Origin of the sequence: Curtobacterium sp. MCBA15_012 (assembly GCF_001864935.2) — a bacterium.
GTDB lineage: Bacteria > Actinomycetota > Actinomycetes > Actinomycetales > Microbacteriaceae > Curtobacterium.
In genome coordinates this window covers 1274687-1295229 of record NZ_CP126267.1, presented here as the reverse complement: position 1 = coordinate 1295229, position 20543 = coordinate 1274687, and the positions used below count along the sequence as shown (strand labels likewise).

The 20543-nt window shown below is 73.4% G+C and carries 20 protein-coding genes; 3 read left to right on the top strand and 17 right to left on the bottom strand.

All coding sequences use genetic code 11. From position 1 onward, the window contains the following. Positions 1-28 precede the first annotated feature (28 nt). Together QOL15_RS05940 and QOL15_RS05935 are read right to left on the bottom strand one after the other, a co-directional pair. Entirely contained in the window at positions 29-784 is a 756-nt protein-coding gene (locus tag QOL15_RS05940) for a hypothetical protein (RefSeq protein WP_139197597.1), read from the bottom strand. Then, a complete protein-coding gene (locus QOL15_RS05935; protein WP_071249407.1) occupies positions 781-1629 on the bottom strand; it encodes an endonuclease/exonuclease/phosphatase family protein in 849 nt (282 codons plus the stop codon). The genes QOL15_RS05940 and QOL15_RS05935 overlap by 4 nt, the downstream gene beginning before the upstream one ends. A 140-nt stretch (positions 1630-1769) precedes the next feature. Here QOL15_RS05935 and QOL15_RS05930 point away from each other — a divergent pair, with 140 nt between their 5' ends. Then, the gene (locus QOL15_RS05930; protein WP_071249406.1) at positions 1770-2504 is read left to right on the top strand and encodes an SGNH/GDSL hydrolase family protein; all 735 of its coding nucleotides are present in this window, start codon (positions 1770-1772) and stop codon (positions 2502-2504) included. Positions 2505-2633: 129 nt separating this feature from the next. Further along, positions 2634-4763 (top strand): ATP-dependent DNA helicase RecQ, encoded by a 2130-nt coding sequence (locus QOL15_RS05925; protein ID WP_065959864.1) that lies wholly within the window; start codon positions 2634-2636, stop codon positions 4761-4763. Positions 4764-5289: 526 nt separating this feature from the next. Here the strand turns inward: QOL15_RS05925 and QOL15_RS05920 are convergent. The 6 genes from QOL15_RS05920 to QOL15_RS05895 form a co-directional block, all read right to left on the bottom strand. After that, entirely contained in the window at positions 5290-6159 is an 870-nt protein-coding gene (locus QOL15_RS05920) for an oxidoreductase (RefSeq protein WP_071249404.1), read from the bottom strand. Positions 6160-6238: 79 nt separating this feature from the next. Beyond that, a complete protein-coding gene (locus QOL15_RS05915) occupies positions 6239-6763 on the bottom strand; it encodes a hypothetical protein (protein WP_254784160.1) in 525 nt (174 codons plus the stop codon). Positions 6764-6936: 173 nt separating this feature from the next. Beyond that, on the bottom strand, positions 6937-8460 hold the full coding sequence (gene der / locus QOL15_RS05910; RefSeq protein ID WP_071249400.1) for a ribosome biogenesis GTPase Der: 1524 nt from the start codon (positions 8458-8460) through the stop codon (positions 6937-6939). 182 nt (positions 8461-8642) lie between these two features. Next, positions 8643-9326 carry a (d)CMP kinase gene (cmk, locus tag QOL15_RS05905; RefSeq protein WP_253181540.1) on the bottom strand — a complete coding sequence of 228 codons (684 nt, stop codon included), beginning with the start codon at positions 9324-9326 and terminating at the stop codon, positions 8643-8645. Positions 9327-9508: 182 nt separating this feature from the next. Next, positions 9509-10627 carry a prephenate dehydrogenase gene (locus QOL15_RS05900; protein WP_254784159.1) on the bottom strand — a complete coding sequence of 373 codons (1119 nt, stop codon included), beginning with the start codon at positions 10625-10627 and terminating at the stop codon, positions 9509-9511. Between the two features lie 19 nt (positions 10628-10646). Beyond that, positions 10647-11477, bottom strand: coding sequence for a pseudouridine synthase (locus tag QOL15_RS05895; protein ID WP_083394138.1), 831 nt, complete (start codon positions 11475-11477; stop codon positions 10647-10649). 159 nt (positions 11478-11636) lie between these two features. Between QOL15_RS05895 and QOL15_RS05890 the strand changes: the two genes are divergently transcribed. Then, a complete protein-coding gene (locus QOL15_RS05890; protein WP_305405908.1) occupies positions 11637-12980 on the top strand; it encodes a hypothetical protein in 1344 nt (447 codons plus the stop codon). On the opposite strand, the gene QOL15_RS05885 is transcribed toward QOL15_RS05890, so the two are convergent. The 9 genes from QOL15_RS05885 to QOL15_RS05845 all read right to left on the bottom strand — a co-directional run bounded on the left by QOL15_RS05885 (position 12883) and on the right by QOL15_RS05845 (position 20374). Continuing rightward, a complete protein-coding gene (locus tag QOL15_RS05885; RefSeq protein ID WP_083393859.1) occupies positions 12883-13632 on the bottom strand; it encodes an SMC-Scp complex subunit ScpB in 750 nt (249 codons plus the stop codon). The two genes, QOL15_RS05890 and QOL15_RS05885, sit on opposite strands and share 98 nt — an antisense overlap. Beyond that, positions 13622-14473 (bottom strand): ScpA family protein, encoded by an 852-nt coding sequence (locus QOL15_RS05880; RefSeq protein WP_065959858.1) that lies wholly within the window; start codon positions 14471-14473, stop codon positions 13622-13624. The genes QOL15_RS05885 and QOL15_RS05880 overlap by 11 nt, the downstream gene beginning before the upstream one ends. Continuing rightward, the gene (locus tag QOL15_RS05875) at positions 14457-15335 is read right to left on the bottom strand and encodes a ParA family protein (RefSeq protein ID WP_065959856.1); all 879 of its coding nucleotides are present in this window, start codon (positions 15333-15335) and stop codon (positions 14457-14459) included. Before QOL15_RS05875 ends, QOL15_RS05880 begins: the two co-directional genes overlap by 17 nt. A 207-nt stretch (positions 15336-15542) precedes the next feature. Next, entirely contained in the window at positions 15543-16415 is an 873-nt protein-coding gene (locus QOL15_RS05870; protein ID WP_071245905.1) for an SseB family protein, read from the bottom strand. A 4-nt stretch (positions 16416-16419) separates the two neighbouring features. Then, positions 16420-17166, bottom strand: coding sequence for a bifunctional 1-(5-phosphoribosyl)-5-((5-phosphoribosylamino)methylideneamino)imidazole-4-carboxamide isomerase/phosphoribosylanthranilate isomerase PriA (priA, locus tag QOL15_RS05865; protein ID WP_065959937.1), 747 nt, complete (start codon positions 17164-17166; stop codon positions 16420-16422). A 301-nt stretch (positions 17167-17467) separates the two neighbouring features. After that, a complete protein-coding gene (gene hisH, locus QOL15_RS05860; protein ID WP_253181533.1) occupies positions 17468-18118 on the bottom strand; it encodes an imidazole glycerol phosphate synthase subunit HisH in 651 nt (216 codons plus the stop codon). Then, positions 18115-18717 carry an imidazoleglycerol-phosphate dehydratase HisB gene (gene hisB / locus QOL15_RS05855; RefSeq protein ID WP_065959853.1) on the bottom strand — a complete coding sequence of 201 codons (603 nt, stop codon included), beginning with the start codon at positions 18715-18717 and terminating at the stop codon, positions 18115-18117. Before hisB ends, hisH begins: the two co-directional genes overlap by 4 nt. Further along, positions 18714-19850, bottom strand: coding sequence for a histidinol-phosphate transaminase (locus QOL15_RS05850; RefSeq protein ID WP_071245903.1), 1137 nt, complete (start codon positions 19848-19850; stop codon positions 18714-18716). Before QOL15_RS05850 ends, hisB begins: the two co-directional genes overlap by 4 nt. A 146-nt stretch (positions 19851-19996) precedes the next feature. After that, positions 19997-20374: a LysM peptidoglycan-binding domain-containing protein gene (locus QOL15_RS05845; protein WP_065959850.1), complete on the bottom strand. Its 378-nt coding sequence runs from the start codon at positions 20372-20374 to the stop codon at positions 19997-19999. Positions 20375-20543 lie beyond the last annotated feature (169 nt).

The following is a 20543-nucleotide window of genomic DNA, read 5'->3' as shown; positions in this document are numbered from 1 at the left end:
GCGCCACGGCGCGTCGCGGGCACCCCGCTCACCCCCGCCGCGAGCCCTCCGACCGCGTGACGGGCCGCGCACCAGGCCGTCCGGCAGGCCCGGCAGACCCGGCAGGCCCGGCAGGCCCGGCAGACCCGGCAGACCCGGCGGACGCGGCAGGCCCGGCGGACGCGGCAGGCCCGGCAGGCCCGGCAGGCCCCGCGCCAGACCCAGCGGCAGGCCGCACGACCTCCCGCCGGTCCGCCAACCACGGCAGCGCGAACCCGACGAGCAACCCACCGAGCCCGTCCGCCGCCAGGTCACCGATCGTGTCGTCGTACCCGACGTAGATCCGCGAGTCGACGTAGTTGTGCCCGAGCCACTCCCCCATCTCCCACACCGCCCCGATCGCGAGCCCGGCCGAGAACACCAGGAGCGCCACCGGGACCCGGCCGGCGTCGGGCGCGTGCGGGACGAGCCGCAGGTCGGCCGCGATGACCGCGAGCAGGGCCGCGAGCAGCCCGGTCAGCACGACGTGCACGAACTTGTCCCACAGGAACACCGAGGTGTACCACTCGAGCGCGCTCGACCACCCGGCGAGCAGCACGAGCAGGCACACCGCGACGTCGAACGCCTGTCGCAGGCCGAGCATCCGCGGCAGCACGACCCCGAACAGCGCGAGCGACATCACCGCGAACGACGTGCTCCCCCACCCGATCGTCGCGATCGGCAGGCTCACCAGGGTCAGCGCGCGCACGACGTCGGCGGGCAGGAACCTCGGGCGCAGGAACGTCGTGCCGAGCGTCGCGATCACGGGGTCCACCGCAGGACGGCGTGCACGGCGGCGTGGTCGGACGGCCAGACGCCGCCGGGTCGCCGCGTCGAGACCGCGGCGCGCTCGACGACGGCGTCGCCGGTCGCCAGCACACCGTCGATGCGCGGCCCGCCGACGCGGGGACTCCCGTAGTGCGGGTACGTCCCGTAGGGCTCGGTGACCGGCCGGGAGGCGCGGCTCCAGGTGTCCGTGACGCCCGCCTCCGCCAGTGCCCGCCAGGGCGCGGAACCGGCCGGGCAGTTCCAGTCGGCCATCACGACGGCGGGCAGGCCGCCGTCCCGCACGATCCGCCCGAGCAGCTGCGCGCCGCGCAGCCGCGCCCACGGTGACACGACGTCGAGGTGGGTGGCGACGGCGAGGAACCGGGTCCCGGTCGCCAGGTCGTCGAGCACGGCGCCGACGGCGTGCCGCGGGAAGGCCGTGGCCCACGAACGAGACCCGGGCCGCGAGGGCGTGCGGGACAGTGCCCACGTACGCTGTTCGACGACGCGGACGCGCTCGCGGTCGGTCAGGAGCCCGACCGCCTCGCCGCCACCACGGGCACCGCGCCCGACGACGACCGGTTCCCAGCGCGACCCCGTGCGGGCCGTGAGGTCCGCGACCTGGGTGGGCAGCGCCTCCTGGACGGCGAGGACGGTGGGCGCTTCGGAGGTGACGAGCGCGGCCACCGCGTCCCGTCGTCGTTCCCATGCGTCCGGGTGCCCGGCCGGCCGCGGGACGCGGCGGCGCAGGTTGAGCGTCACGCAGTGCACGGCGGGCGCGTCGACCGGCCCGATGACCGGAGGGTCGACCGGGGCGTCCGAGGCAACGGGGGCGTCCTGCATGCTCCCTGTCTACGAGACGGCCACCGTCGCGTTCCCAGGACCGCCGCGTGTCCCCCGCTCCCCATGACGCAGGTCAGAGGCTCCCAGCAGTCGTCACAGGAGCCGGGCACCGGCGCGCACACGCATCTACAGTCGATGACGTGCCCCTCACCCGTCCGTTCCTCGCCGCCGTGGTCGTCACGGTCGCGGTGTCCGTGCTCGGCGTGGTCGGCTGGCACGCCGCCTCGGGGCACGTCGCCGCCGCGTCCGCGGAGCGCATCGCCTCGGCGAGCCCGACGGCGTCACCGACCCCGACCCTCGCGCCCTTCACGATCGACTCCGACGTCGTGGTGATCGGCGACTCGATCATGGCCGGGTACGGCCTCGACGACGCCGCGGACGCCTGGCCGGCGGTGCTCGGGCAGCAGACCGGCGCGCAGGTCGCGAACGACTCGTGCAGCGGCGCTGGCTTCGTCTCGGTCGGCGACTGCGGCACCGACTTCGCCGGACTGGTGCCGCGCGCCGTCACCGCGAAGCCCGAGCTCGTCGTCGTGCAGTCCTCCGACAACGACTTCGACTCCGACCCGACGACGGTCGCACAGGCGACGCAGCAGACCGTCGCGCAGATCCACCAGGCGATGCCGGGCGCCACGATCGTCGGGCTCAGCACCCTGTGGGACCAGCCCGGCGACGTGCCCGCCGAGGTCGCCCAGACGAGCTCGGCGCTGCAACAGGCGGTGACGAGCGTGGGTGGCACCTTCATCGACGTCGGGCAGCCGCTCGCCGGGCACGCCGACTGGCTGCAGGCGGACAGCGAGCACCCGACGGTCGCCGGGCAGCAGGTGCTCGCGGCGACGTTCCGGGCGGACCTGGAGCGGGCGGGCTTCCACCTCTGAGGGGTGCAGCCGCGGCTTCGGCTGTTGGTTCGGCAGCGGCGTCCTCCACAGCTCGGTGGGTGGTCGGTTCCGTCCACAGCCGGGAGGCGCGACACGCGTCGCGTCGGCGGGTCCTGACAGCATGGGGGCATGGAACCGACCGCCCCGCCCTCCGCAGACATCGCCGCCGAGGCCCAGCAGGCGCTCGCGGCGCTCACCGGCCGCGCCGACGCGGTGTTCCACCCCGGACAGCTCGAGGCGATCTCGGCCCTCGTCGAGCACCGGCAGCGGGCCCTCGTCGTGCAGCGCACCGGGTGGGGCAAGTCCGCCGTGTACTTCCTCGCCACGCTGCTGCTGCGGCGCCGCGGGGGTGGCCCGACCGTCCTCGTCTCGCCGCTCCTGGCGCTCATGCGCGACCAGGTGGCCGCCGCAGCACGCGCGGGCGTCCGTGCGGTGTCGATCAACTCCGCGAACGCGCACGAATGGTCCGACACGCAGGCGGCGCTCGCCCGTGACGAGGTCGACGTGCTGCTCGTCTCCCCGGAACGCCTCAACAACCCGCGGTTCCGCGACGAACAACTCCCGACGCTGATCGCGCGGATGGGCATGCTCGTGGTCGACGAGGCGCACTGCATCTCCGACTGGGGGCACGACTTCCGACCCGACTACCGCCGGCTCGCCGAGCTCATCCGGTCGCTGCCGCACGGGGTGCCCGTCCTCGCGACGACCGCGACCGCGAACGAGCGCGTGGTCGAGGACGTCGCCGAGCAGCTCACCGCCGGCCCCGACGACCCGGTGTTCACGATCCGCGGGTCCCTCGCGCGGTCGTCGCTGCGGCTGGGCGTGCTGACCCTGCCCGATGCCCGCCAGCGGCTCGGGTGGCTGCTCGCGCACCTCGGCGACCTGCCGGGCAGCGGCATCATCTACACGCTCACCGTCTCGGCGGCCGAGGACATCGCCCGCCTCCTGCGCGACAACGGGTACGCGGTGCGGGCGTACACGGGCCGCACCGACACCGAGGAACGCGAGCAGCTCGAACAGCAGCTCAAGGGCAACGAGCTGAAGGCCCTCGTCGCCACGAGCGCGCTCGGCATGGGCTTCGACAAGCCCGACCTCGGCTTCGTGGTGCACGTCGGGGCGCCGTCGTCGCCGGTCGCCTACTACCAGCAGATCGGTCGCGCCGGCCGCGCCACCGACAACGCCGACGTCCTGCTGCTGCCCGGGCGCGAGGACCGTGAGATCTGGCAGTACTTCGCGAGCGCGTCGATGCCGACCGAGTCCCGCGCTGCCGCCGTCCTCGGCGCACTGTCGACCGACTCGGCGATGTCGACCGTCGCGCTCGAAGGGCTCGTCGACATCAAGCGGTCCACGCTCGAACTCCTGCTCAAGGTGCTCGACGTCGACGGCGCGGTGCGACGGGTCGCCGGCGGCTGGGTCGCGACCGGGCAACCGTGGGAGTACGACGCCGCCCGGTACCAGCGGGTCGCCGCGGCGCGCGAGGCCGAGGCAGCCTCGATGCTCGACTACGAGTCGACTTCGGCGTGCCGCATGCAGCTCCTGCAGCAGGACCTCGACGACCCGTCGGCGGAACCGTGCGGGCGGTGCGACAACTGCGCCGGGGTCTGGTTCCCGACGGCGGTGTCCGACTCCGACGCCTCGGGAGCGGCCGCGGCGCTCGACACCGTGGGCGTGGAGATCGCACCGCGGGCGCAGTGGCCGTCGGGCATGGCGTCCCTCGGCGTCCCGGTGAAGGGCCGCATCCCGGCCGGTGAACTCGTCGAACCCGGGCGTGCCGTCGCCAGGCTCACCGACCTCGGCTGGGGCGGCCCGCTGCGTGCGCTGTTCTCGCCGTCGACACCCGACGCCCCGGTGTCGCGCGAACTCGTCGACGGCTGCATCCGGGCGCTCAAGGACTGGCCGTGGGCCGTGCGCCCGACCGGCGTCGTCGCGATGAGCTCGCGGTCCCGGCCGGAGCTCGTCGGGTCCCTGGCGCAGGCACTGTCCTCGATCGGGCGGTTGCAGTTCCTCGGGACGCTCGGGCGCAACGGCGGTGAGCCGCGCGGGGACGGTGCGACGAACAGCGCCTACCGGTTGTCCGGCGTCTGGGACACGTTCGTGGTCGACCCCGCACTGGCATCGGCGTTGCAGGCGCACGAGGGCCCGGTGCTCCTGGTCGACGACCTGGTCGACAGCCGCTGGACCGTGACGGTCGCGGGCCGCGAGCTCCGGCGGGCGGGAGCGGACGCCGTGCTGCCGTTCGCCCTCGCGACGGTGGCCTGACCCCGGCCGCCCCTGCGGCACCCCACCCGTGGCAGCGCGCCACCCGCGGTCCTCGCCGTCCCCCGGCGCGGGATGCTCCCGAACAACGAAAAGCACGTCGCACCACGGAATCGCGTGGTGCGACGTGCTTTCGCTTGTGCGGACGTCCGCACGGCCGCATGCGCCGCCCGGCGACCGCCGCCCCGTGACCGCCGGACCGCTCCCGCCGTCCCGCCGTCCTTCGATCCCACGTCGGCCCGGCGGCCGTCCCGCTCTTCAGCGGCGCGGAATACTTCCGAACAACCGGGAGCACGTCGCACCACGGAATCGCGTGGCGCGACGTGCTTTCGCTTGTGCAGACGTCCGCACGGCCGTGCGTACCGCCCCCGCGCACCGTCATGACCGTCCCGCGGCGCGGAGTGCTCCCGCACAACCGGGAGCACCTCGCACCACGGAATCGCGTGGTGCGACGTGCTTCTGGTTGTGCGGACGTCGGCACCAGGCCGTTCCGCACCGGCGCAGGCGACCGGCGCCGGCGGCCGACGCGTCAGGCGGCGCCGATGGCGTCCAGCTCGGCGAGCGCGTCCGCCGGCAGGGTGATGCCCGCACCGGCGACGTTCGCGCGCAGGTGCTCGACCGACGACGTGCCCGGGATGAGCAGGATGTTCGGCGAGCGCTGCAGCAGCCAGGCGAGCGCGACCGACAGCCGCGACTCCCCCACGCGCTCCGCGACGGCGTCGAGCGCGCTCGACTGGATGGGCGAGAACCCGCCGAGCGGGAAGTAGGGCACGAAGGCGATCCCCTCGGCCGCGGTCAGGTCGACCAGGTCGTCGTCGGCTCGCTGCGCGACGTTGTACATGTTCTGCACGCACACGACCGGGGCGATGGCGAGCGCCTCGACGAGCTGCGCACCGGTGACGGTCGACAGGCCGAGGTGCCGGATGAGCCCCTGCTGCCGGAGTTCGGCCAGCGCCTCGAACTGCGGCGCGATGCTGCCGGGCTCGGGCGCGTCGAAGCCGCCGACGCGGAGGTTGACGACGTCGAGCTGCTCGACGCCGAGACGTTCGAGGTTGGCGTGCACGTCCTCGACCAGCTGCTCGGGCTTCCGCGCGGGCGGCCACTGTCCCTTCGCGTTCCGCCGACTGCCGACCTTCGTGACGATGTGGAGGTCGCCCGGGTACGGGTGCAGGGCCTCGCGGATGATCTCGTTCGTGACGTGCGGGCCGTAGAAGTCCGCGGTGTCGATGTGCGTGATGCCGAGCTCGACGGCGGTGCGGAGGACCCGGACGGCTTCGTCGCGGTCCTCGGGCGGTCCGAAGACCTGCGGGCCGGCGAGCTGCATGGCGCCGTAGCCGAAGCGGGTGACCTCGAGGTCGCCGAGGTCGTACGTGCCCCCGGGGAGCGTGTCGTTCGTCATGCGTCGACCCTGCTCCGCGCGCCTCGGACCCACCTGGCTCCCGTTGTCCCCTGGTCGTCGCGGGAGTGCTCCGGGACGACTAGTGCCGACCCGTCACCCGCGCGCGGTCCGGCTTCGGGAACGTCGATCGCATGTGGTCGCTCGTCAGGACGTCGCCGATCCCGATCATGAGCAGCGAGAAGACGATCTGCTCGATGACCATCCAGAACGGGTAGAGCCCGGGGATCGCTGCGACGACGAGCGTCACGATCGGGAAGATCCGGCTGAAGAGCCGCAGTCGCTGGTACGCCCAGTAGTAGCCCAACTGCGCGCGCCACGCGAACACGTAGAGCGTCAGGGTGATGAGCAGCACCACGGTCGCGCGGAACCACACCGCCCATGCGACGGTCTCACCCGCACGGGTGAGCAGCACGGCGATCACGATGGCGGCGAGCCCGACGACGGTCTCACCGACGAGCAGCCAGCGGATCCACCGGAACGACCGCACGGTGTCGGGGTGGGCGAGCATGTCCTCGCGGATGACGTACGCGGCCTGGCGACCGCCGGCCAGGCGGTCGAGGTGCAGCCGACACCACAGACGGTCGGCGAGGACGGGGAGACGCACGAGTCCATGGTGCCGCATCCGGCGGGGCGGTCCGACACCGCGCCTCCCGTCCGCCGCGCACCCGACGTTCGCAGACCACGCAGACGACCGCGGTCCACCGCCCGCCGCCCGGACGACGACGGCGAGTGACGGGATGACCGCGACTCGCCGTGTCTCGTCCGGATCCGCTCGGATCAGGTGCGCTTCCGGCGCTCGCGCACCCGCATGTTCACGTTGATCGGGGTACCCGAGAAGCCCCACACCTCGCGCAGGCGGCGCGTGATGAAGCGGCGGTACTGCGGGTCGAGGAACGCCGACGTGAACAGGACGAACGTCGGCGGCTGGCTCGACGCCTGGGTCCCGAACAGGATGCGGGGCTGCTTGCCGCCGCGGACCGGGTGCGGGTGCTCCTGCACGAGCTCGGCGATGAAGGCGTTGACCTTGCCGGTCGGGATGCGCGTGTCCCACGACTCGAGCGCGGTCTCGAGGGCCGGGACGAGCTTCTCGAGGTGGCGTCCGGTGCGTGCGGAGATGTTCACGCGCGGGGCCCAGGCGACGTGCGCCAGGTCCTGCTCGATCTCGCGCTCCAGGTAGCGGCGGCGGTCGTCGTCGAGCAGGTCCCACTTGTTGTAGGCCAGGACGAGTGCCCGGCCGGACTCGAGCACCAGGTCGATGATGCGGAGGTCCTGCGTCGACACGGGTTCGGTGACGTCGAGCACGACGACCGCGACCTCGGCCTTCTCGAGCGCCGCGGTGGTGCGGAGCGACGCGTAGAAGTCGGCGCCCTGCTGCAGGTGCACGCGCTTGCGGATGCCCGCGGTGTCGACGAAGCGCCAGATCTTGCCGCCGAGCTCGATCTGCTCGTCGACCGGGTCGCGGGTGGTGCCGGCGAGGTCGTTGACGACCACGCGCTCCTCGCCCGCCGCCTTGTTGAGCAGCGAGCTCTTGCCGACGTTCGGGCGGCCCAGGATGGCGACGCGTCGGGGCCCGCCGACCTCCTGCTTGGCGACGGCCGACGTGTCGGGGAGCGTCTTGATGATGAGGTCCATCAGGTCCGCGACGCCGCGGCCGTGCAGCGCCGAGACCGGGTGCGGCTCGCCGAGACCCAGGTTCCAGAGCTCGAACGCGTCGAGGTCGCGACGGTCGTCATCGGCCTTGTTGGCGGCGACGATGACCGGGCGGTCGGTGCCGCGCAGCATCTTCACGACGTGCTCGTCGGTCGCGGTGATGCCGACCGTGACGTCGACGACGAACAGGACGGCGTCGGCGAGGTCGACCGCGACCTCGGCCTGGGCGGCGACCGAGGCGTTGATGCCGCGGGCGTCGGGCTCCCACCCGCCGGTGTCGACGAGGGTGAATCGCTTGTCGTTCCACTCGGCCTTGTACGAGACGCGGTCGCGGGTGACGCCGGGGACGTCCTGGACGACGGCCTCGCGGCGACCGATGATGCGGTTGACGAGCGCGGACTTGCCGACGTTCGGCCGTCCGACGATCGCGAGCACCGGGTAGGCCGGCAGGTAGTGCAGGCCGTCCTCGCCGATGGTGCCGGCGTCGAGGAGCGCGACGTCCTCGTCGTCGAGCTCGTACTCGTCCAGGCCGGCGCGGAGCGCGTTCGCCCGCTGGTCGGCCTCGGCCTCGTCGAGACCGGCGAGCCGCTCACCCAGGGCGTCGTCGTACTCCGGGAAGTCGTCGTTGTCGGGGCTGTCCTGTTGGGCCATGTCGTTTCCTCGTGTGCGGTCGGGCCGCGGTGTCGGTGGCCGTTCCCGGCCGGGCCGGTCCCCCGGCCGTGGTGGCCGGGGAACCGGTCCTGGTGACCGGCTGCCCGGTCCTGGTGACCGGACTGCCCGGTCCTGGTGACCGGCTGCCCGGTCGTGGTGACCGGACGGCGCCCGGTCTCACGTCAGTGCGTGGCCGCTCGGGCCAGGTCGACGACCGCCTGGACGGTCTGGTCGAAGTCGAGGTCGGTGGAGTCGAGCGTCGTGACACCGTCCGCGGCGTTCATGAAGTCGACGACCTTCGCGTCCGCCGCGTCGCGTCGGGCGAGTGCGGCGGAGGTCTCGGCGGCCGACTGGGTCGTGACCTCAGCCGAGCGTCGGGCCATCCTAACCGACTCGTCGGCGGTCAGCAGGATCCGGACCTCGGCGTCGGGTGCGACGACGGTCGTGATGTCGCGTCCCTCGGTGATGATGCCCTGCGCGTCGGCCTTCCGCATGACCTGGCGGAAGAGCTGGACGAGCCGCTCACGGACCTCCGGGAGCTTCGCGATGTGGGCGACGGCTGCGGTGACCTCGGGCGTGCGGATCGCGTCGGTCACGTCGGTGTCGCCCACGCGGACGAAGTAGTCGTCGGGGTCGGTGCCGATCGCGTAGTCGAAGGTGTCCCAGCTCGCGAGGACGGCCGCCGGGTCGTCCAGGTCGACGCGCTGCTGCAGCGCGTGCCAGGCGAGGGCGCGGTACGCGGCCCCGGTGTCCTGGTAGCCGAAGCCGAGCACGCGTGCGGCCGCACGGGAGACGCTCGACTTGCCGCTGCCGGCCGGGCCGTCGACGGCGATGACGGTCTTCGCGACGAAGGCACCCGCGGGCAACCCGGACGGGACCGGGGCGCTCGTCGAGCCGGGCTCGCCGCCGCCCTGCCCGTCCAGCCCACCGGCGACGTCGCCGCCGCCGAGCGGCCCGGTGGAGTTCCCCGGCGTCGGCAGCCCGGTGTCGGGCCCGTCCGGACCGCCGGTGACGCCGGAGTCGTGCGCGGTCGGGGTCGTCTCGTTGTTCAGGCCCATGCTGCTGCGATCCTCCATCCGCGACCCTCGAGTTCCTCGACGAGTCGCTGTTCCTGCTCGGGCACGACCGACACCTCGACGATGCCGATCGGTGCGCCCGGTGAGTGCTCGAGGCGCATGTCCTCGAGGTTGATGCCGATCTCCCCGATGAACGCGAGGAGCGCGGCGATCTGGCCCGGGGTGTCGTCGACGAGGACGACCACCCGGGCGAAGCGCTTCGTGGTGCCGTGCTTGCCGGGCAGCCGCTCGACCCCGCGGTTGCCGGCGGCGATCGTCTCGGCGATCGCTCGGGGCGCGCCCGCGGCGTCCGGGTCGCCGAGCGCCGCGATCACCCGGTCGAGGTCGTCGCGCAGGTCGGTGAGCACGGGGCGGATGTGCCCCGCGTTCGCGCCGATGATCTGCACCCACAGGCCGGGGTCGCTCGCGGCGATCCGGGTGACGTCGCGGACCCCGCCGCCGGCCAGGTCGAGCGACCCGTCCGGTGCCGCCTGCAGCCGCGCCGCCATGAGCGTCGAGACGAGCTGCGGGGCGTGGGACACGTACGCCACCGCGAGGTCGTGCGCCTCGGGGTCCATCGGCACGACCGTCGCACCGACGTCGAGCGCGAGGTCCTCGACGACCGCCGCACGCTGGTAGGAGATCGCGTCGTGCCCGGCGATCACCCAGGGGCGTCCGACGAACAGGTCGGCGCGGGCGGCGGTCGGACCGCTCCGCTCGCGTCCGGCCATCGGGTGCGAGCCGATGTACCGGCCGACGTCGGCTCCGGCGGCGAGCAGCCGCTCGAGCGGTCCCGTCTTGACGCTGGCGACGTCGGTGACGATCGCGCGGGGCCAGGCCGCGAGTTCCCGTTCGACGACCGTCGCCACGACGTCCGGGGGCACGGCGACGACCACGAGTTCGGGGTCGTCGCCGTCGGCGGGGCGTCGGCCGGCGCCGTAGTCGACGGCGAGCGCGAGGGCTGCGGGCGAGACGTCGTCGAGGACGACGTCCACGCCCTTCTCGCGGAGCGCCAGGCCGATCGACGCCCCGAGCAGGCCGGCGCCGACGATCCGGACCGGTCCGCGGAGGCGTCGGTCGACGTCGGCGGGCACGGCGGGGGTGTCGGTCACCCCGCCAGCCTACCGAGCGTCAGTCCGTCGACTCCTCGTCTGCGTCGTCCTGCGCCGTCCCCTTCGCCTCGCGGGCCATGCGGAGCAGTCCCCCGAGCTCGACCTTGGAGAGCTCGCGCGTCTTGCCGATCGGCAGCGACCCGAGCTGGAGCGGACCGAACGACCGCCGGACGAGCTCGATGACCGGGTGGTCGACCGCCTCGAACATGCGCCGGACGATCCGGTTGCGGCCCGAGTGCAGCGTGACCTCGACCAAGGACTCGCCGCGGGACGACTCGATGAGCCGCACCTTGTCCGCCGCGATCGGCCCGTCCTCGAGGTCGACGCCCTCGAGCAGCCGCTGCACGACGGCAGGGTTCACGTTGCCGTGCACCTTCGCGATGTAGGTCTTGGCGACGCCGAACGACGGGTGGGCGAGCACGTGTGCCAGGTCGCCGTCGTTCGTCAGCAGCAGGAGGCCCGACGTCTCGGCATCGAGGCGACCCACGTTGAACAGGCGCTCCTCGTAGCGGTCGACGTACTCGGACAGGTCGCGTCGGCCGCGCTCGTCCTGCAGGCTCGACACCATGCCGGTCGGCTTGTTGAGGAGCACGTACCGTCGCGAGGAGTCGATCTGCACCGGCAGACCGTCGACGGCGATCTCGTCGGTTGCCGGGTCGACCCGGCGGCCGAGCGCGTCCACGACCTCGCCGTTGACCGTCACGCGGCCCTCGACGATCAGGTTCTCCGCGACGCGTCGGGACGCCACGCCCGCAGCGGCGATCACCTTCTGCAGGCGCTCACCGTCGGCCTGGAGGCTCGCCTCGCCCCCGGCGGTCGACGTCGCCTCGGACGCGTCCCAGTCCGGGATCAGCGGCCGCTCGGGCGTGCCCTCGACCGGCAGTCCGTGCTCGTCGCGGGCGCCCTCCGGGCGCGGCGTCGTGCGGCGGGCGGTGTCGCGCTGCGCCGAGGCGCCCTGGCGGTCACCGTTGCGCGCCGTCGTGGTGCCGCCGACGTACCGGCGGCCGTTGTGCCAGACCGTGCTGGGGCGCCCGTCGGGCGTGCGACGGTCCTCGCGGGCCGGGTCCCGGCGGTCGTCACGGCGGTCGTCGCGGCCGCCCGTGGGGCGACGGTCGCCGCCGCGGTCGTCACGGCCGCGGTACCCATCACGGTCACCGCCACCGGAACGCTCGTCACGGCCGCGGTACCCACCACGGTCACCGCCGCCGGAACGATCGTCCCGACCCCGGTACCCACCACGGTCACCGCCACCGGAACGGTCGTCACGACCCCGGTACCCGCCACGGTCGTCCTCGCGGCGCACGAAGCCACCACGGTCACCACCGCGTCGGTCGTCCTCACGGCCGACGAAGCGACCGCGGTCGCCGCCGCCGGACCGGTCGTCACGACCGCGGGTGCCGCCACCGGAACGGTCGTCCCGACCCTGGTACCCACCACGGTCGCCACCGGACGGACGCTCGTCCCGACCCCGGTAGCCACCACCCGCCGGACGCTCGTCACGGCCGCGGTACCCACCGCCGGAACGGTCGTCCCGGCCCTGGTACCCACCACGGTCTCCACCGGCCGGACGCTCGTCACGACCCCGGTAGCCACCACCGGCCGGACGCTCGTCACGTCCGCGGTACCCACCGCCGGAGCGGTCGTCACGACCCTGGTACCCACCACGGTCGCCACCGGAACGGTCGTCACGACCCCGGTAGCCACCACCGGCCGGACGCTCGTCACGTCCGCGGTACCCACCGCCGGAGCGGTCGTCCCGACCCTGGTACCCACCTCCGGCGGGACGCTCGTCGCGCCCGCGGTAGCCGCCACCGGAGCGGTCGTCCCGACCCTGGTACCCACCACGGTCACCACCGGTCGGACGCTCGTCACGACCGCGGTACCCACCACCAGCGGGACGCTCGTCACGACCCCGGTACCCGCCACCAACGGGACGCTCGTCACGACCCCGGTACCCGCCACCGGCGGGACGCTCGTCACGACCGCGGTTCCCGCCACCGGCGGGACGCTCGTCACGACCCCGGTAGCCACCACCGGCGGGACGCTCGTCACGACCGCGGTAGCCACCGCCGGACCGGTCGTCGCGACCCTGGTACCCACCACGGTCGCCACCGGACCGCTCGTCGCGTCCGCGGTACCCGCCACGGTCCTCACCGGGCCGGCCACCCGACCGACCGGAGCCGCCGTCGCGGTCGCGGGGCGCGCCTCCCGACCGTCCTGCGGAGCCGCCGCGCGGCCCACCTCGTCGTCCGTCCTCAAACGCGGCCATCGGGGATCCCTTCGTCCTGCCCGAAGCCGCCCGTTCCGTCCTCCAGGAGTGGAGAGATCAGCGGCAGCTCGTCGAGCGAGTTGATTCCGAGCTGCTGGAGCAGCAGCCCGGACGTGATGTAGTTGATCGCGCCGGTCTCGGCGTCGGTGAACGACTCCTCGATGAGGCCGCGCGCGACGAGCGTGCGGACCACGCCGTCCACGTTCACGGCCCGGATCGAGGCGATCTGTGACCGGGTGATCGGTTGCTTGTAGGCCACGACGGCCAGGGTCTCGAGCGCCGCCTGGGACAGCCGCGCCGGGCGCTCCGCCTCGACGAACTGCTCCACGACGGCGTCGAGCTCCTCGCGCACGTAGAAGCGCCAGCCACCGCCGACCTCGCGCAGCTCGAAGCCACGTCGGACGGTGCCGTCGACGCCGTCGAAGTCGGCGACGAGCCGTTCGAGGGCCTGGCGCACGACCGGGACCGGTGCGCCGACCGCGGCCGCGAGGGCGACGGGCGACTGCGGCTCGTCGGCGATCATCAGGATCGCCTCGAGTTGCCGGTCGACGGGGACGTCGACGGGCGCACGACGGCCCTCGTCGGGGTCCGGCTCGGGTGCGGCATCGGCCCCCGCGCGCAGCTCGTGCTCGAGCGCGGCGGCGTCGGCGACCTCGTCCGCTCCCCCGGGTTCGGCACCGGCGCCGCCGTGGCGCGCGACGGCAGCCGCGTCGTGCGGCACGGCGTCATCCGTCATAGTCGGCTCCCAGGTCGGCGAGGCTCTCGTCGGACCAGTCCTCGGCGGTCCACCGGAGTGTCAGCTCCCCCAGCGGTTCGAACTGCTCGAACGAGATCGACGCGTTCCGGTACAGCTCCAGGATCGCCAGGAAGCGAGCCACCACGATACCCGTCTCCGAGACGCCCGCGACCAGTTCGCGGAACGGGACGTCCTCGTCGGCGCGCGTCCGCAGGATCGACACGACGATGGCGGCCTGCTCGCGGATGCTGACGAGCGGTGCGTGCAGGTGGTCGAGCCCGACGGTCGGCAGCTCGCGCGGCGCGAAGGCGAGCGTCGCGATCGCGGCGAAGTCCTGCACCGACAGGGTCCACACGAGCTCGGGCGTCCGGGCGCGGAACCGTTCCTCCAGGCGCACCCGGCGGACGTGTCGGCGGGACTCGGTCAGCCACCGCTCGCCGAACCACTCGGCCGCCTGCTTGAACGCCCGGTACTGCAGCAGTCGTGCGAACAGCAGGTCGCGGGCCTCCAACAGGGCGACGTCCTCGGCGTCGACGAGTTCGCCCTGCGGCAGGAGGCCGGCGATCTTCAGGTCGAGCAGGGTCGCGGCCACGACGAGGAACTCGCTGGCCTCGTCGAGCTCGTCCGCCGACTCCGCCTGGCGCACGTAGGCGATGAACTCCCCCGTCACGGCGCCGAGCGACACCTCGGTGATGTCGAGCTCGTGCTTCGTGATGAGCGACAGCAGCAGGTCGAACGGGCCGTCGAAGTTGCGCAGCCGCACCCGGAACCCGGGCGCCGTCGTGGTGCCGGCCGGCGCGTCGGCCGACCGAGCGGAGGCGGCGTCAGGCGACGGCGCCACGCTGGACGAGCTCCCGCGCCAACTGCCGGTACGCGTGCGCGGCGGCGTGGTCCGGCGCGGTCTGGGTGATCGGGCGCGCCGACACCGTGGCGTCCGGGAACTTCACGGTGCGGTTGATGACCGTGTCGAGCACGCGGTCGTCGAAGGTCTCGACGACGCGCTCCATGACCTCGCGCGAGTGCAGTGTGCGCGAGTCGTACATGGTGGCGAGGATGCCGTCGAGCCGGAGCGCCGGGTTGAGCCGGTCGCGCACCTTGTCGATCGTCTCGATGAGCAGCGCCACACCGCGCAGCGCGAAGAACTCGCACTCGAGCGGGATGAGCACACCGTGCGCCGCGGTCAGGGCGTTCACGGTGAGGAGCCCGAGCGAGGGCTGGCAGTCGACGAGGATCAGGTCGTAGTCGTTCGAGACCTTGCGGAGGACGCTCGCCAGGATCTGCTCGCGGGCGACCTCGTTGACCAGGTGCACCTCGGCCGCGGACAGGTCGATGTTCGCCGGGATGACGTCGAGCCCCGGCGTGTTCGTCGGCTGGATGATCTGGTTCGGGTCCTTCACGGAACCCATCAGCAGGTCGTAGACCGTCGGGATGTCGTGGGTCCGGACCCCGAGCCCCGCGGAGAGCGCGCCCTGCGGGTCGAAGTCCACGGCGAGGACGCGGCGGCCGTACTCCGCGAGCGCCGCACCGAGGTTGATCGACGTCGTGGTCTTGCCGACGCCGCCCTTCTGGTTGCACAGCGCGATGATGCGAGCCGGGCCGTGGCCGTCGAGTTCCTCGGGCACCGGGAACTCGCGGCGGGGACGGCCGGTGGGGCCGACCGCGGGATCGCCGGTTCCGGGCCTGGTCGTCGGGTTCGTGCTCACCCCGTCATGGTACCGGCGACCCGGCACCGCGCCGGGCGCACCGCCGGGGCGTCCGCACGCGCACCGGACGGCACCACCTGCCGACCAGAGCCGGTCCGCCGGGGACGACCCGCGCCTCCCGGCCGGCGGTCAGGCGAGCCGTCCACCGGAGGCGACCCGCGCCGACGGTCAAGCGAGCCGTCCACCGGAGGCGACCCGCGCCGGCCGTCAGGCAGGGCGGAGGGCCACCCGCATGCTGTCCACCCGGTCGGCGATGACGGCGTCCGCCGTCCAACGCTCCTGCAGCCGGCCGACGAGCTGCTGCACCGCCGTCTGGTCGAGCCCCGGCCGCAGCGCGAGCCCGACCGTCAGTTCGGCACCCGCGAACCGGCCGAGCGGGTCCCCCGGCGACAGCTCGACACGGGCGACGGCGTCCTCGCCGACGATCGAGTCCGCGAACGCCTGCGCGACCTCCGGGTCCTCGAAGCAGGGCGTCCACGGCAGGTCCTGCCCGATCGCCCACACGGCCGGCCGGCGGAGCACGAACTCGGTCGGCGCGGTCGGGTCGAGCACGACGAGCTGCGTCTCCTCGCTCGCCGCGGCCATCGCCACGCGCCGCGAGTCCGCGGGCACCGGACGGGCGGCGGGGTCCCAGGACCGCATCGCCTCGGCCGAGGTGAACGCCGGCATGACGCTGCGGCCGTCGGGACCGGCGACCGTGACGATCGACAGCTCCTGGGTCTTGTCGACGAGCCGACCGTCGGGCGTGTGCCCGACGTCGCCGGCCTGCGCGACGAGCGGGATGAGCAGCCGGGCCGAGCGGAGCGCGTCCACCACGCCCCGCTGCGACGCGCCCTGCTGCAACGCGAGGACCGCGGCGACCACGGCGGGGTCGGCCAGGCCGTCGTCGTCGGCGTAGGCCTCGTCGTGGTGGTCGAACGTCCGACCGGCCCACGGGTTCCCGGCCGAGTCGCCGGCACCACCGGGCGTGTGCGCGTCGTCCGGTGCGGCGGCCCCCGGTGCGTCCGCGCCGGCGGCGGTCCCCGATGCGTCCGCGCCGGCGTCGGGACCGGTGCCGCGGCCGTTCGAGATACCCGCCACGGCGTTACTCCCCGGCGACGTCGAGGGCGGCCGGCAGGGTGAACGCGCCCGAGTAGAGCGCCTTGCCGATGATGGCGCCCTCGAGGCCGTGCGGCACGAGCTCGCGCAGCGCCCGGAGGTCGTCGAGCGTCGAGATGCCACCCGAGGCCACGACGGGCTGGTCGGTGCGGTCGCAGACCTCGCGCAGCAGGTCGACGTTCGGGCCCTGGAGCGTGCCGTCCTTCGTGACGTCGGTCACGACGTAGCGCGAGCAGCCGGCGGCCTCGAGGCGGTCGAGCACCTCCCACAGGTCACCGGCGTCCTCGGTCCAGCCGCGGCTCGCGAGCGTCGTGCCGCGGACGTCGAGGCCGACCGCGATCTGGTCGCCGTACTCACCGATCACCCGGGCCGCCCACGCCGGGTCCTCGAGCGCCGCGGTGCCGAGGTTCACCCGGGCCGCCCCGGTCGCGAGGGCCGCCTCGAGCGAGGCGTCGTCGCGGATCCCGCCGGAGAGCTCGACCGACACGCCCTCGACCTCGCGGACCGCCTTCGCGATCAGGCGGCGGTTGTCGCCACGGCCGAACGCCGCGTCGAGGTCGACGAGGTGGATCCACTCCGCGCCCTGGTCGCGCCAGGTGCGGGCGGCGGCGACCGGGTCGCCGTACGACGTCTCGCTGCCGGCCTCGCCCTGCGTGAGGCGGACGGCCTGGCCGTCGACGACGTCGACGGCGGGGAGCAGGACGAGGGGCGGGGTCGCGGTGAGGTCGGTCATGGTCCTGTCGGCTCCGGTGCGGTGGGGGTCGGTGGCTGTGGTCGCGGTGGTCGTGCTGGTCGGGCTGGTCGCGGCGGTCGGGCTGGTCGTGGCGGTCGTGCTGGTCGCGGCGGTCGGGCTGGTGTCGGTCTGGAGGCGCGGGTCGCGCTCGTCGCGGCGGTCGCGTGGGCGGTTGGTCACCGTCCGCTGCGCGTGGTCGCGCGGGCGCTGCGGGGCTGGTCGGCGGTCACGCGCCGGGAGCGTCCGCGGCGCAGGCGCCATCTCGTAGCGAGCCGAGCCGACGCGGCGCCGAGCCGGGGCATCAGAGCGACTGCACCCAGTTCCGGAGGAGCCGGATGCCCGGCTCGCCCGACTTCTCGGGGTGGAACTGCGTCGCCGTGAGGGGGCCGTTCTCGACCGCCGCGACGAACCGCTGCCCGTGCTCGGCCCAGGTCAGGCCCGGCGCACGGAAGGGACCGTAGGCATCGAGCGGGAAGTCGGTGACGCCGTAGGAGTGCACGAAGTAGAACCGCTCGTCGTGCAGGCCGTCGAAGAGCACCGAGTCGGCCGGGGCCTCGACCGTGTTCCACCCCATGTGCGGCAGGACGTCGGCCTCGATCTGCTCGACCGTGCCCGGCCACTGCCCGAGGCCCTCGACGTCGACCCCGCGCTCGATCCCGCGCGCGAACATCACCTGCATGCCGACGCAGATGCCGAGCACCGGGCGTCCGCCGGCCAGGCGGTGGTCGACGATCTCGCCGCCCCGCACCCCCTCGAGCTGGTCGACGACCGCGGCGAACGCGCCGACGCCGGGGACCAGGAGACCGTCCGCGCGCAGCGCGGCCTGCTTGTCGGCCGTGAGGGTGACGTTCGCCCCGGCGCGCTCGAGCGCCTTGGCGGCCGAGTGGACGTTGCCGGACCCGTAGTCGAGGACGACGACGTCCGGCTTCGCGCCGGTCAGCAGCTCGGTCACAGTGCTCCCTTGGTGGACGGGATGCCGTCGACGCGGGGGTCGAGCTCGACCGCGCGACGCATCGCCCGGGCGAACGCCTTGAACTCGGCCTCGGCGATGTGGTGCGGGTCGCGACCGCCGAGCACCCGGACGTGCACGGTGATGCCCGCGTTGACCGTGATCGCCTCGAAGACGTGGCGGACCATCGAGCCGGTGAAGTGCCCGCCGATCCGGTGGAACGCGAAGCCCTCGGGCTCTCCGGTGTGCACGAGGTACGGGCGGCCGGACACGTCGACGACCGCCTGCGCGAGCGCCTCGTCGAGCGGCACGAGGGCGTCACCGTACCGGCCGATGCCGGACCGGTCGCCGAGGGCCTGCTTGATCGCCTGCCCCAGCACGATGCCGGTGTCCTCGACCGTGTGGTGCACGTCGATGTCGGTGTCACCCGTCGACCGGACGCGGAGGTCGATCAGCGAGTGCTTGCTGAACGCCGTGAGCATGTGGTCGAAGAAGGGCACGCTCGTCGAGACGTCGGACGAGCCGGTGCCGTCCAGGTCGAGCGACAGCTCGATGCTCGACTCGCTCGTGCTCCGGCTGATGGCGGCGGTACGGGCGGTCATGCTGCAACCCTAACCGGGGGCTGGTCGACGGCGACGCGGCGCATGGCCTCGAGGAACGCGGTGGTCTCCTCCTCGGTACCGGCGCTCACCCGCAGGTGGTTCGGGATCCCGAGGTCCCGGACGATGACGTCCTGCTCGAGCAGGGCCTCGAACGCCGCATTCGGATCGGCGACGCCACCGAACAACACGAAGTTCGACCACGTCTCGTAGGTTCGGTAGCCCATCGCGGCCAGTTCGGTCACCATGCGGTCGCGCTGCTCCTTGATGTCGTCGACCATCGCGAGCATCTCCGGGGCGTGGCGGAGCGCGGCGACGGCGGCAGCCTGCGTCAGGGCGGACAGGTGGTACGGCAGGCGGACGAGCCGGACCGCGTCGACCACGGCGGGGTCGGCGGCCATGTACCCGACGCGGGCGCCCGCGAAGGCGAACGCCTTGCTCATCGTCCGGGAGACCACGAGGCGCTCGCGTCCCGGCAGGAGGGTCACGGCGCTCGGGGCGTCGACGGGCATGAACTCGGCGTACGCCTCGTCGACCATCACGATGCCGTCGGTCGCGTCGTAGGCGGCACGGATCGTGTCGATCGACAGCGGGGTCCCGGTCGGGTTGTTCGGCCCGCAGAGGAACACGATGTCGGGCTGGTGCTCCCGGATCGCCGCGACGACGGTCTCCGGCGAGATCCGGAACTCGTCGTCACGCTCTGCCGGGATCCAGGTCGTCCCGGTGCCGGCCGCGAGGATCGAGTGCATCGAGTAGGTGGGCGGGAAGCCGAGCACCGAGCGACCCGGGCCCCCGAACGCCTGCAGGAGCTGCTGCAGGACCTCGTTCGAGCCGTTCGCTGCCCACAGCTGCTCCGCGGTGAGTCCGTGGCCGAGGTACGCGGCCAGGGACTCGCGGAGCTCCGTGAACTCGCGGTCGGGGTACCGGTTGACCGTGGTCAGCGCCTGCCGGATGGAGGCGACGATGTCGTCGGCGACGTCCTGCGGCACGGGATGCGTGTTCTCGTTGACGTTGAGCTGCACACGCACGTGCTTCTGAGGAGCGCCGTACGGGCTCTGCCCGCGGAGGTCGTCGCGGATGGGGAGGTCGTCGAGCGAGGTTGCCACCGATCCATCGTAGGCCGACGGGGGCTGCATGCCCCAGGCCGTCCGGACGGTGACTGACGGGCGAACGGTCACACTGCCGTCGAGCGACCTGCGCTGCCCGTCATGCCAGCCGGCCGAGCGGCCCGCGCTGCCCGTCATGCCAGCCGGTCGAGCGGCCCGCGGGCCGACGCTCCGACTCAGTCGCCGTGGGTGTACTTCGCCGGGATGGCGATCTGCTCGCCCGCCTGCAGCGACGACCCGTCGAGCGCGTTCAGGCTGACGACGTCCTGCACGAAGTCGCGGGGGTCTGCCTGCGGCGCTGTCTCCTCGGCGAGCTGCCACAGGGTCTCCCCCGGCTGCACGGTGACGGTCGCGAAGTGGACCGTCGACCCGGCGCGCGAGGCGTCACCGGCGGAGGCCTGTCCACCGTTGAGGACGGCCACGGCCACTGCGGCGAACAGGGGGATCGCGGCGAGGGTCGTGAAGACGATGCGTCCGCGGCGCGTGAGACGCAGGCGCGTACGGACGGCGGTCGTCGCGGAGCGCTGGTGGTCAGCGATGGCGATGGTGCTCATGTCGTTCTTGCCTTCCCGTTCGGGTGGACCGAAGTCGTGTACCGAACATAGTTTCGAACCGGCGCCCGCACAAGTCCCAGGGAGAGATTTCTGCGGGATTTTCTGCCGACACGCTCGAACAGGTGTTTGTCCGGCCTGGAGCGGTCGGATACTGTTTCGATCGACTGGG

Coding starts and splice junctions, on each gene's coding strand:
- QOL15_RS05850 (WP_071245903.1), bottom strand. CDS start 19,850: ATGCAGCCCCCGTCGGCCTACGATGGATCGGTGGCAACCTCGCTCGAC.
- QOL15_RS05935 (WP_071249407.1), bottom strand. CDS start 1,629: ATGCAGGACGCCCCCGTTGCCTCGGACGCCCCGGTCGACCCTCCGGTC.
- QOL15_RS05920 (WP_071249404.1), bottom strand. CDS start 6,159: ATGACGAACGACACGCTCCCCGGGGGCACGTACGACCTCGGCGACCTC.
- QOL15_RS05925 (WP_065959864.1), top strand. CDS start 2,634: ATGGAACCGACCGCCCCGCCCTCCGCAGACATCGCCGCCGAGGCCCAG.
- QOL15_RS05885 (WP_083393859.1), bottom strand. CDS start 13,632: ATGACGGATGACGCCGTGCCGCACGACGCGGCTGCCGTCGCGCGCCAC.
- priA (WP_065959937.1), bottom strand. CDS start 17,166: ATGACCGACCTCACCGCGACCCCGCCCCTCGTCCTGCTCCCCGCCGTC.
- der (WP_071249400.1), bottom strand. CDS start 8,460: ATGGCCCAACAGGACAGCCCCGACAACGACGACTTCCCGGAGTACGAC.
- hisB (WP_065959853.1), bottom strand. CDS start 18,717: ATGACCGCCCGTACCGCCGCCATCAGCCGGAGCACGAGCGAGTCGAGC.
- QOL15_RS05845 (WP_065959850.1), bottom strand. CDS start 20,374: ATGAGCACCATCGCCATCGCTGACCACCAGCGCTCCGCGACGACCGCC.